Source organism: Parabacteroides sp. merdae-related_45_40 (genome assembly GCF_001915675.1).
The window spans coordinates 1-11579 of the sequence record NZ_MNQY01000044.1 but is presented as its reverse complement, the minus strand read 5'-3'; the positions used below and the strand labels follow the sequence as shown (position 1 = coordinate 11579).

Genomic DNA, 11579 nt, shown 5'->3' with positions numbered 1-11579 from the left:
AGGTTCTCTTTTTTTACTTTGTTAATGTCACAATCAGAGACGCGATGGAAACCAAAGCGGAAATCGCGCCAAACCAGACACCCAACGATTTGTTCTGGTTGATATCCGTCTGCTCGGCCTTCGCCTTATTCGGTTCGACATACACGATATCGTTCTGCTGCAAATAATAGCAAGGAGAATTGAATATATCGGACGAACGGAGATCATGCATCAGGATCGTCCGCTTCCCGTCCTTCTCGCGGATCACGGCCACCCGGTCGCGTCGTCCGTAGATCGTCAGGTCGCCCGCCATACTCAAGGCCTCCAACAGGGTGATACGGTCGCCGGAGATATTGAACGATCCCGGACGGTTCACTTCACCCATCACCGACACCTTGTAGTTCAGGAACTGTACCGTCACGATCGGGTCTTTGATCAAGTCTCCCTCTATCAGGCGTTGCTTGATCATTTCCGTCAACTGCATACGCGTCAGTCCCGCCACATGCAACTTGCCGAGGATCGGGAAATCGATATCCCCATTACCATCCACCAGATAGCCTAACACACGCTGGCTTCCAGAATTGGTCGAACCACTTCCCAACTGATACGATACCATCGGCATATTGAACGGCAACGCCAGTTCCGGGTTCTTGCTGTTCACCATGATCGCCAGCAAATCGTCGTTATGGACATACACCTCGTACTTCTGCTCGATATCCTGCTGCTTCAGCGGGACGACATCCTGCAAGTAAACCACTTTCTTCGAAGATGCGCAGGAGGTACAGAGTACCACCACGCACATCAACATATAATTCCAGATTTTCACTCTTCTTTCCTGATTAAAATAAGTAATTACGGTTTATTGGATAACACCGCCGGAATGTCCCGGATGGCTTGCGCCTCCTTCCTTGGTGATCGTCGTGCTTACACCGGCATAAGTTGCCACCTTCACGCTAAACGGAACGACGCGGCCCTGGTAGTTGAAGTTGACAGAGAAGGAAGAGAGGTTCTTCTTGGCCTTCATGTCGATCGTCACTTTCTGGTCGCCATCAGCCTTGGCCGTACCTAAAGAGAAAGGAATTTCTTCCACACCGGCAGTCGAACCTTTGGTAGACGTGATAGCCGCGTTCAGCTGGCTTGCCAGTTTGTCAACATCAGAACTGCTCAAAGCAGAGAACGTGCTGCCCAACTGCTGTTTCAGGTCACCTTCGATCTCCCAACCGATCTTCTGCTTACCGTTCACTTCCTGCTCGGCAGCTTCCATCTTGCCCAGGTTGTCGATTGTGACGGTAGACAAGTTTTCCGTCGAGCTTCCGGCAGCGGATTCCGAATAAACCGTTCCGAAAGAGTGGTTAGAGAAACCGTCCAACGAGCAGACATAAGCGTTGCGGTCCGCATCAAAATCAGCCGTTCCTATTTCTTTCCAGTCATTGCCTTCTTCCACGAAATGCTTCACGTCGGCGAAGCTGATCGCATTGCTGGTCGTGTTCTTGATCACCACTTCCACATCCTTTCCAAACTCCAGACCGTCAGGCGTGCAGTTGATAGTCGACAGACTGGCATGATCGCCTTCCACTTTTACCCCTTTCACATACTCGGTCATCGTGATATCGGTATCTTCCGGAACTGCCCCGGCCGGGATATGCAGTTCGGCCACATGAGTACGTTCATCATATACGACCGCGTCCTTATCAGCCGATACGGTCACCGAAGCAGCCAAAGATGTCAATGTCTGCGACAAAGCCACACTGCCATGTTTCGGCGTGCCCGAAAGGATTACCGCATCGGCTGTAACTGTCACATATCCATCCTTTGCAAACGTCACAACATAGGTTCCGACCTTGTCCATCGCCAACTGGTACGTCCCGTCGGCAGCCGTCTTGACCGATTTGCCCGACGTGCTGACCTCGACACCTTCCAGCGACTTGCCTCCTTCCGTCACCTTACCTGCGATATAGTAGACCTCCTTATCCAATGGATTATCGGTCACGATTTCAGGTGTCGGTTCGTCATCATCGCTACATCCTACAAATCCCACACTCAATGTCGCAGCCAAGCCCATAGCCAGCACTGCGCTCCAGAAATTTTTCTTTTTCATACTCATTAAAAATAAAACATTATATTATTTATTATACAATATTCATCCCCCATCTCTCTTTTCAGCAATAATTCATAAATTATAAATCATCCCTCCTCCTATCATAAGGAACACTATTGCTCTCATCCGGCCGAGTCTCGTAGTCCTGTCCGAGTTTCCGGCGGAAATATTCAAGGCCGCTCTGTCCCGAATATTCCATCTGGTAATATTCCGGCAGGCGCACCCTCACCTTGCGCGACTTGCCCCATTGCGGCAACGGGACGGCAAAATGGAAACCGCCGTTCGCCTCGCCCCCCGTGTACATGGCATACAAGCCGGCCGTCGTCCGTCCGAAATGGCGGATGCAGTCCACCCGCACCCCATAGTCGCCATAGATATACCGGTGCACGCCCAAGTTGAAATCCATATTGAAATGCCTTTCGCGGAAACGAACCTCCGCCGCCCCGCTCACCCGCTTCCAATTCGACACCTGCCATTTGCCCTCGTAGAAGGTGGACGATCCGGTCACACCGCCTTCCAAGCCGAACATCCAACGGTCGTCCGGCGTCGCATAGCGCAGTTTCAGGTCCGCCCCCATCCGGTTGTTCGTGAAGTTGCCGACCGTCACCCGTCCGAACGCCCCTCCGGGCAATCCGAACTCTTGACTCAAGGTCAGCACCCCGGCCCGGATATAGTCCATCTGCCCGACCATATTGTTCCAAACCGGCAGGATCACCTGCCCCGTGAAAGCCGCCCCTTTCCAAAGCCGCGCCTCCACCGCCGGAGCGATATTGATCACCGCCCCGTATATCTTGTCCAGCCACGAATTGCTCAGCGAGATCTGCGGATACAGCACCAGCTCCACCCGTCCGTCCCAGGGCATACGGACCTCGTCGGGGTTAAACACACGCTGACGGGGCGTCAGCTCATACCGGATTCCACCCGCCACCGTCTTGAAATCGTAGCAATAGGCATACAAGGAAAAATGGTCGAACAGCCGTGCCGACACTCCCATGTTCACCACCTTCGAGTCATATTCCGCCATCACCTCAAGCGGCTTCAGGAACGCCGGACGGTAGCTCACCCCGCCGAACACCCCCTTGTTCTCGCTCCTGCTGCGAAACGGCACATGCCCTCCCACCGTCACGCCGATATCATGGCCGTAGAAACCGAAATGTTTCGTCCCGACCGCATAGACGGAAGAGAAATAACGATTTCCGCCCGAATCCAGGAAAGGATTCAATTCGCCGGTCGTCAGCAAGTCATTCGAACCGATCACGACCGACGGCCACCATTTCCCCTCCTTCAACGGACGCAGACGCAGGGAGACCGAACGGTCCTGGTTCCATTTGCCGGTACTCTCGACCTTCAGCAACGTGCACCGGTAGGCCACCTCCATAAACGGCAGGAACGTCAGGTTCACGAAATAGTTTCCCGAATTATATCCCCACTCCTGAGGCAGCATCTCCTGAGGCAGGTAATTGCCTCCTGCCATGAACGTACCGTCCTCCTGCATATCGGCCGAAGGGATGTTCAGCAGACCAGAGACACCCAACGAGCGTTGGGCAATTGACAAATGAGAATTGACAATCGACAATGAAATGCCGATTGTCAATAGGGTTTTCTTTATTATTTTATGTTTCATATTCTGTTTTCAAGGTTCCCCAAGGACCCGCACAATCTGTTCCACCTGCTTTGGCGTCAGCACCCGCCGCGAAGCCGTCCAACCGTTCTCGTGCAAGAGTCCGAGCAGGACGGGATTACCGACGATCCACTGTTTCAATCGCCTGGAAGCCACTTCGGGCGTGACATCCGGGCTATATTGCCGTCCCAGCCTCCGGAGCGTGGTGGAACGGTTTTTCCATTTTCCTTCTTCATCATCCGACGTCCCGGTCATACCCACCTCCAGTCCATTGTCGCCGGACGGCAAGCACCGACGGACAAGCCCTTCAACTGCGTCAGGCAATCCTCCAGCACCCGTAACAAGCGTTCCCGTTTCTCCGCTTCCGCCACACCGGACAAAAGCCCGATGCCTTTCCGAATGCGTCCGAGCAACACCTGTTCTTCCGAAGGCCGGGTCTGCCGCACCGCCTCACGGACGTAAGCGGCAAACGCCTCTCTCCCCAGCCGGCGAAAGAGCGAGTCCGGATCGTCCCCTTCCGGCAGCCCGATCCTCACCGCATCCATCCCTTCGCCAGCAAGTACCGGGACAATCGCATCCGCCGCCTTGCGCCCCGCCTTGTCGGCATCCAGCATCACGCGGACAGATGTCGTATATCGTTTCAACAAAGCAATGTGCCCCGTACAAAGCGCCGTCCCGCACAACGCCACCGTATGCCTGAACCCCGCCGCATGCATCGCCAGCACATCCTTATATCCTTCCACCAGAAAGACGCTCCCCTCCCGGCGGATCGCCTCCCGTGCCTCATACAACCCGTACAACAGTTCGCTCTTCCGATACAGCCCGCTCGTTTCCGAATTGACATATTTCGGTTTATCCCGATCTTCGTCCGACAACCTCCGCGCGGCAAACCCGGCCAACCGGCCCTCCTCATCGCGCACAGGGAACACCAGCCGGTTCCGCATCGCTTTCCAGCGTTCGGGAACCAGGCAGGGCGACTGCCCCACCCCGAAATCCAACCAGGTAGGCGTCAGTTCCGAACATCCGCTACCCGCGGGCAGCAACAAAGCCAGGAAAGCTTCGTTTTCAATTGACAATTGAGAATTGACAACGGGCAATTGCTCCGCGTCGCTATTTTCTTTTTTCTCCTTGATTGCCAACCGTTCCGGCAACAACCTCGCCTCCTTATTGTCTTTCCCTTCAATAGCCAACTGTCCACTGTCAATCGACAATTTGTTCGCCGCCTCGACAAAGCCGACGTTCTCGATCTTGCTGACAAAGGCGAACACATCTCCCCTCTCTCCGCAAGCATAGCAAACAAAGCTCCCCTTCTCCTCATTGACGGAAAGGGAAGGATGCCGGTCCCCGTGGAACGGGCAAAGCCCCATCCACCGGCGACCGACACGGTTCAGTTTCGTATAACGCCCGATCACCTCCCTGATCGACAGGGAGGCTTTCAGTTCTTGTATCTCTTGCTTCGTCATAACCCTAAAGAGGTTTGCGTACCAGGCTGTATATAGTCCGTGATACGGGTGAACGAAGGGTTGTACCGGAAACGGGCGATCCCCGTCGAACCGTTACGGTTCTTCGCGATATAGATCTTGCCGACCCCCACCAGGCTATGCCCCGTCTTTTCGTCGCGGGTGAAGCCATAGCGTTCGGGACGGTAGATGAACGCCACGCAATCCGCCACCTGCTCGATCGTCCCCGAATCGCGCAGGTCGCTCATCACCGGCAGATACGCTTTGTCGGCACGCGCCTCGCAGGCACGATTCATCTGCGAAACCGTCAGCACCGGACAATTGCTGTCCAACGCCAGTTGCTTCAACGCCCTTACATTCCGTCCCACCATCTGTTCCTGTGTCTCCCCCTTCCGGCGGTCGCCGCCGAGAAGGTGCAGGTAGTCCACGACCACCAGGTCGCATTTTCCCAGGCGGCATTGCAGCAGCACTTTCGCCCGTATCTGCTCGACGGTAGCCCCTACCGTATAGTCGAGATAGAAAGGCAAGTCCTTCAACCGGAGGGCAGCCTCTTCCAACTGTCCCAACTCGCGTCCGGTCGGCTTGTTGATGCGCAGGTGATCCGGGTTCACGTCCGTCATCCCTGCCAGCACACGGTTCAACATTTGCAGGCTCGACATCTCCAGGCTGAAGAAGCAGACCGATTTCCCGGCACGCGCCGCATTCAGGGCCATCTGCAACGTCACCGCCGTCTTCCCGTCGCTCGGCCGTCCGGCGACGATCGTCAGCTCCGTATTGTGGAACCCTCCGGTCACATAATCGAACTCGGCAAGCCCGCTCTTCACCTGTTCGGCCTCCAGCTCACCGCCAAAGCGGCGATAATGCCAGGACACCGCCTCGGCAGCCAGTTCGCCGATCGTACGCACCGGAGCGCCCTCGGCCGTCTTCTGGCGGAACTGCATCAGAAGGCGCTCCGCCTCGTCGACCAGTTCCTCCGGGACGGACGATACCTTACCTGCCTTGAACGCCATCGTCCCGAACAACGTGACGAGGCATCTCAGCTTATATTGTTTCTTGATTCCTTCCACATAGGCCGCCACGTTCCCGTCGTGGCGCACATTCAGCATGTAGGGCAACAGGAACGACAAACCGCCCAGCTTGGCAGCCAGTTCCTCGTCCGCTTCGCGCATTCCGCGTTCCACCAGCACCATGTCCGGCCGTACCCCCGTTGCATAAATTTTCATGATCACTTCATAGACGAATCCCAACGAAGCATCCGCAAACATTTCCTGAGTCAGCCCTGCAGACTCCGCCTGCACCGGCGCTTCCATCGAGGTCATCAACAGGCAGACCAACGCCTTTTCCATATCGCCCAAAGAGATTCCTCCGTCCGTTTCTTCACCGTTCATCATTGCAAGCCTCCTTCCCCGTCTGCGGTACAACAATCGAACTGCATGCTTCGTCCGCCCATACGGCGTTCGGCCTCTTCCAGGGCGAGGAAAGCGGATTGCTCCGGCGCATCCTTCCCTGCTTCCTTACGACGGATCCCCATGATCGAATCGTATCCGCAGACACAAACACGAATCCCGCCGTTAAGTCGCTTCAGTCCGATCAAATCCTTTTCTTGCAACCAAACAAGACTTCGGTTCAGAGTTTTCGTACACATCCCGCATCTTTTCGCCAGTTCTTCACATTGTCCGACAAACTCGCCGCGCTTACAGACATAATAACGCTTGTTCAAAAAAACCTTCCCGTCCTTGAAAAACACTTCCGAGAACAAAGCCAAGTACACCATGCCGACCGATCTTTCCCGGCCTTCGCCACGAAATAACATCTCCAACACTTTTCGCGGAATGAGGACATATGACTGTCCCAGGAATCCCACAATCCTTTCGTTGTTTAAATTCTGATCCATAATAGATGGATTTAATAATGAATAAATTTGTTATGGCTTGTCGTTTTGCAAATCGGTCCGAACGGATTAATAAACAAATATTTACGACAGCAAATAGACAGCAGGTGTCCATTTGCCCTGTCCGTTCCCTAATATATAATAACTAAAACATACTTCTTATAACTAATTATAAAAAGCGATTTTCGCATTTTTTTCAGAAGAGCGATCTTCAACTTTCAGCCATCACAAAGGTAGAGTCAAATCCATTATTAAAAAAAACTATTTTATGCAGAATTTCAATTCCTTTCACCCTTTAAAAAGAAGCCATATAATACCGCCGATCGGTTTATTTTTTATTACGTGATTTGAAATTCTTAAATTCCGCTTTCATTCCGTCCACGATCGAATCGGCCTCCGGAAGTTGCTCCTTCAACTTGTTCAAAACGGTGTTTTCCGTATTTCCCGTGTCGAAGATGCGGTCCACATGACCGGCCATCCGGGCGAACGAGCAGTCCTCGATAATGCCGGCCCTCATCATCGCCCCCATATAGACCATGAACAAGTCGGGACGGGCCACCCATACCCGGGCAAACCCCGGAGTTTCCGTCTCGTAGCCGCAATAGCGGTACAACTCGTCACTGTAAACTTTGAAAAAACGATCCGCCAAACGATTCCACGATTCGTTTTTCTCACCCCTCAACCCTTTGAACAGGAAAGCGAGCGCAAACAACTCCACCTCCCGGTCCGCCTTCAAGTTGGCGATATAATCCTGCAGAAGCGGAAAAGACAGATATTTACCCGTTATCGCCCTCACTTTTTTTTATCACATCTTAGGAAATCCTTCATGAAATTTTCCCTTTTGTTTTTTTGATCTTTCATTAATTCTAATGTTTTTCAGACCGTAGTATTATATGACATTCTTCCTTTTTTCCCTTCCTTTCAAAACATATATGTTTTGATTTTAAAACACCTATGTTTCGTTTTCAAAACACCGGTGTTTTGAAACTGAACAATCGGATGCAAATATACGAAAGATTAATCGACTCTATTCGACTCTAATCGACTCTAATCGACTTTGCGTTTTTTCCCTGCCGTATCTTTGTATAGTCAAAAGGGACATCTCCCTAATTTTCAATCTTTTAATTTTTAATTTTTAACTTTTAATTTTTCAATCCCCATGCCATTAATTTACACTCTCGTCAAACGCAAAGACATGAGCAAAGACGCAGCCTCAGGCGCAACTCTTTATCATGCACAGACCAGCATCACGAAAAAACTGACGCTGAACAAGATCTGTACCCGTATCGAAAACATCTGTACCGCCAGCCGCGGTGAGATCATCTTGGTGCTCGACGGCCTGATCAAAGTCATGAACGAAGCCCTTTCCGACGGCGAATCGGTTCACTTGGGCGAATTCGGCAGCTTCCGTATGGTTGCCGGCAGCAAAGGTTCGGCCACCGTCGACGGTTTCACCACCGCCCTGTTCAACCGTGCCCACATCGTCTTTTACCCCGGCACGATGCTGATCAACCTCGTCAACAACGTCTCCTTCGAACGCTACGTACCGAAAAAGGACGCCTCCAGCGAATCGGCCGGCAGTGGCGGTGGCACGGATGATCGCCCGGGAGAACTGTAAATCAAGTGAAAGTTGAAAGGTGGAAGTAACTCCACGTTGCTATTTTTCAACTTTCAACTTTCAACTTTCAACTTTCAACTTTCACCTTTCAACTAAAAAAAATGAAGCAAAGCGAATTTTTTTCCTCCCTCCTTCCCCTCGCCCGAAAGGCGGGGGAAGCATTCCGGATCAATCCGGCGGTTATCCTGGCACAAGCGGCTATCGAGTCGGGCTGGGGACAAAGTGATCTCGCCAGCGAGCATCACAACTATTTCGGCCTCACTGCCTACGGCCGCTCCAACGTCTGGTGGAAAGGCGCAAGCATCGAGTTGGGCGCCCATTCCCTCCGTTTCCGTACCTACGACAGTCCCGGAGACTCGTTCATGGACTACGCCCGCCTGATCCGTTCGGTCTACCCGTTCGCCGCCGACGTCAGCGACGACCCGAAAGCCTTCGCCCGCAAGATCGCCTACAGCAAATACATCAGCGAAGTCAACGGCGACAACCGTGCCGCCTATCAAGCGTTGTTGGTCAAGGTTTGCAGAAAAATCAGTAAACTCATTCCCCACCCCATAAATCATAATTCATAAATCATGAACGTCCTTGAAACCATCCTCAGCTTCCTCACCACCCTCGCCCGGATCATCTTTCCCCGGCGCAAACGCCCGGTTGCCGGTGACGACCTTTGTCCTTGTCCTCTGCCTGAGCCTCCTATCCCTCCTCTCCCTGTGGAAAGGGGAAACGGAAGTAACCCTCGCCGCTCTCGGAGCGATTCTCTCCCTCCTCTCTCCCCGCCCCCCGAAGCCGACTGGCTCGGCCTCTCCGGCTACACCCTGATGCTGGCAGGAGGGATCGGGAGTCTTTATAAGGTACTGGCGGGATAAAAGCTCCTCGGTAAAATCTATCTGCTTGCGCTCACATAAGCACCATCTTTGGCCTCAAAGATGGTGCTTGGTTCTTTCACATCCACGCTATGCCACACACCTAACGGGATCTGTACCCCATATTTGCCTTCGCGCGGACAAAGCGTAACACGGGAAACCTCCACGAACTTCCTTTCCCCGCCCGTTTCATCCAGACCGGAAGCCTCGGCATATAGAACAACCTCCAAATATCCCTCTATACAGATCGTCGTCTCCGCCGTCTCCATATGCCGGTGAACAGGTACTTGTGTCCCCGGCTCCAACGCATTCAGCATACGCTGACTCTGATCCAAAGCAGAAGTACGCAAATCAAAATTCATCCGCTTCCGCTCATTCGCAACTGCTTTCCGATGAAGATCGGAAAGCAGATTCTTATCTATTGTTTGTATATCCATCCTTTCTTTGATTATTCAACAACCATCCTACTTCTTCAATGACTCAAGATATCTCTCATGAAGATGATAATATTTCCTCATGAACAAGAGATAAACCACAGCCAACAAAGCGATCACTATTCCCAAATAAACCCAATGAACAAGCACCCGATCCGGTAACGCATACACCATGACCAAAGAAACGGCCAACTGCAAGACCATATAAACAAGGCTGACCACCGGATGAGACATGTTCAATTCATTCGCCATCAACTGGTATGCATGTTTACGGTGTGCCTCTCCCAAGTTTTCATGAAGCATAATCCGATGGCAGATCGTAAGACAACCGTCCACCCCGTACACAACAAGAAAAGACAGCCATGTTATATCTCCGGTCTGTATCACCAATTTCCCGATAGAGAACAATAAGATAAAAGCAATTCCGATACTTCCGACATCCCCGGCAAAACATTTCGCCCGGTTTTTCGGACGGAAATTGAACAGGCAAAACACCACTACGGACAAGATCGCGACAATCAAAAACGAACTCTCCATAAACTGGATCTTCCGGTTCATCAACAGCAGCGGAACAAGCACCGCCAACGAATATCCCCCCGTGATTCCATTCACCCCATCCATAAAATTGATGATGTTCGTCGCTCCCACGCATACGATCAATGCAAGAAGCACGATCCACCACATATCCAAATGCAGGATATCCAACTGATAGAACATCAATCCCATCGCCACAAATTGTGCCACAAGGCGCAAACTGTCCGGCAAACTGTGAATATCATCCACAAACGATATTCCAGCAGCTAAAGTCACCGCTGCCAACATCCACGGATACTGGAAACCATAGAGACAACTCCACACCCATGTACCGACCAGAAAGATGACTCCTCCCCCACGCAACACCACCTTTGAATGAGAACTGCGCTGGTTCGGCTTATCAATGATATTGCATTTGTCGGCAATACGGAAATAAATCAGCTCTGCCATAAGCAGAACCACAAAAATCAACAGATACAACATATATCAAAAACTTTTAATCGTCTTGATCAAACCTTCCTTAGCCCTGACCGGCATCTTATCTACTCCCAAAGCCGACTTTATCTTCCGGTTGGAAACGACATAATTTTCAGTCAACTTGGCCAGACGCTCCCTGTTCAAGGGCAGATGCAGACAACCTCCGGCACTCGCCACCATCTCCATCATCTTCTTGTTCAAATGCCAGATATGCGCCCTCCGTCCCATAGCCTCACAAATCACAGCGATCAGTTCGTTAGTCGACAAGGCTTCATCATCAGCCATATGATAGACTCCCGAAGCCACCTCTTTGGTCAACAGACCTTCCACAACATAGCACAAATTATCGATAGAAGTAAACGTCCGTTTATTCTCAAAAGCCCCCAACGGCCATGGGATTCCTTTCTTCACCACATTATAGAGCAAATTCAGATTTCCTTTGTTTCCCGGCCCGTGAATCATACAGGGACGCAATATATAGACTGATTTGTCAGCCGGCCATTTTTCCTGAATATATTCCTCGGCCTTGATCTTGCTCTCGCCATAAGGTCCTTTGGGCGAAGGCACAACCTCTTCGGTCAGGATATCCCCCTCCACCTGATCGGCA

The 11579-nt window shown here is 51.9% G+C and carries 14 protein-coding genes; 3 read left to right on the top strand and 11 right to left on the bottom strand.

The window, feature by feature from the left end; genetic code table 11:
- Nucleotides 1–13: 13 nt before the first annotated feature.
- The 8 genes from BHV83_RS05055 to BHV83_RS05020 all read right to left on the bottom strand — a co-directional run bounded on the left by BHV83_RS05055 (nucleotide 14) and on the right by BHV83_RS05020 (nucleotide 7845).
- The gene (locus BHV83_RS05055) at nucleotides 14–787 is read right to left on the bottom strand and encodes a polysaccharide biosynthesis/export family protein (RefSeq protein ID WP_005638256.1); all 774 of its coding nucleotides are present in this window, start codon (nucleotides 785–787) and stop codon (nucleotides 14–16) included.
- A gap of 51 nt (nucleotides 788–838) precedes the next feature.
- Nucleotides 839–2077: a carboxypeptidase-like regulatory domain-containing protein gene (locus BHV83_RS05050; protein ID WP_286756613.1), complete on the bottom strand. Its 1239-nt coding sequence runs from the start codon at nucleotides 2075–2077 to the stop codon at nucleotides 839–841.
- Nucleotides 2078–2156: 79 nt separating this feature from the next.
- Entirely contained in the window at nucleotides 2157–3701 is a 1545-nt protein-coding gene (locus tag BHV83_RS05045; protein ID WP_005638258.1) for a YjbH domain-containing protein, read from the bottom strand.
- A 9-nt stretch (nucleotides 3702–3710) separates the two neighbouring features.
- Nucleotides 3711–3953: a DUF4248 domain-containing protein gene (locus BHV83_RS05040; protein ID WP_005638259.1), complete on the bottom strand. Its 243-nt coding sequence runs from the start codon at nucleotides 3951–3953 to the stop codon at nucleotides 3711–3713.
- Nucleotides 3950–5161, bottom strand: coding sequence for a DNA primase (locus BHV83_RS05035; protein ID WP_195528133.1), 1212 nt, complete (start codon nucleotides 5159–5161; stop codon nucleotides 3950–3952). The genes BHV83_RS05040 and BHV83_RS05035 overlap by 4 nt, the downstream gene beginning before the upstream one ends.
- The gene (locus tag BHV83_RS05030; RefSeq protein ID WP_005642867.1) at nucleotides 5158–6549 is read right to left on the bottom strand and encodes a replicative DNA helicase; all 1392 of its coding nucleotides are present in this window, start codon (nucleotides 6547–6549) and stop codon (nucleotides 5158–5160) included. The genes BHV83_RS05035 and BHV83_RS05030 overlap by 4 nt, the downstream gene beginning before the upstream one ends.
- Nucleotides 6546–7052 carry a hypothetical protein gene (locus BHV83_RS05025; RefSeq protein WP_055284504.1) on the bottom strand — a complete coding sequence of 169 codons (507 nt, stop codon included), beginning with the start codon at nucleotides 7050–7052 and terminating at the stop codon, nucleotides 6546–6548. The genes BHV83_RS05030 and BHV83_RS05025 overlap by 4 nt, the downstream gene beginning before the upstream one ends.
- Before the next feature lie 325 nt (nucleotides 7053–7377).
- A complete protein-coding gene (locus BHV83_RS05020; RefSeq protein WP_005638265.1) occupies nucleotides 7378–7845 on the bottom strand; it encodes a hypothetical protein in 468 nt (155 codons plus the stop codon).
- A gap of 363 nt (nucleotides 7846–8208) precedes the next feature.
- Between BHV83_RS05020 and BHV83_RS05015 the strand changes: the two genes are divergently transcribed.
- The 3 genes from BHV83_RS05015 (at nucleotide 8209) to BHV83_RS05005 (ending at nucleotide 9530) form a co-directional block, all read left to right on the top strand.
- Nucleotides 8209–8667 (top strand): HU family DNA-binding protein, encoded by a 459-nt coding sequence (locus tag BHV83_RS05015; protein ID WP_055284502.1) that lies wholly within the window; start codon nucleotides 8209–8211, stop codon nucleotides 8665–8667.
- 101 nt (nucleotides 8668–8768) lie between these two features.
- Nucleotides 8769–9236 carry a glycoside hydrolase family 73 protein gene (locus BHV83_RS05010; RefSeq protein WP_005642864.1) on the top strand — a complete coding sequence of 156 codons (468 nt, stop codon included), beginning with the start codon at nucleotides 8769–8771 and terminating at the stop codon, nucleotides 9234–9236.
- A 3-nt stretch (nucleotides 9237–9239) separates the two neighbouring features.
- Nucleotides 9240–9530, top strand: coding sequence for a hypothetical protein (locus BHV83_RS05005; RefSeq protein ID WP_082430206.1), 291 nt, complete (start codon nucleotides 9240–9242; stop codon nucleotides 9528–9530).
- 17 nt (nucleotides 9531–9547) lie between these two features.
- On the opposite strand, the gene BHV83_RS05000 is transcribed toward BHV83_RS05005, so the two are convergent.
- From BHV83_RS05000 to BHV83_RS04990, 3 genes are all read right to left on the bottom strand, one after another.
- Complete coding sequence (locus BHV83_RS05000) at nucleotides 9548–9964, bottom strand: WbuC family cupin fold metalloprotein (RefSeq protein ID WP_286756603.1); 417 nt, start codon at nucleotides 9962–9964, stop codon at nucleotides 9548–9550.
- Between the two features lie 27 nt (nucleotides 9965–9991).
- Entirely contained in the window at nucleotides 9992–10978 is a 987-nt protein-coding gene (locus BHV83_RS04995; RefSeq protein WP_022322711.1) for an MraY family glycosyltransferase, read from the bottom strand.
- A gap of 3 nt (nucleotides 10979–10981) precedes the next feature.
- A partial coding sequence (locus BHV83_RS04990) for a sugar nucleotide-binding protein (protein ID WP_286756600.1) occupies nucleotides 10982–11579 on the bottom strand: 598 nt, incomplete at its 5' end.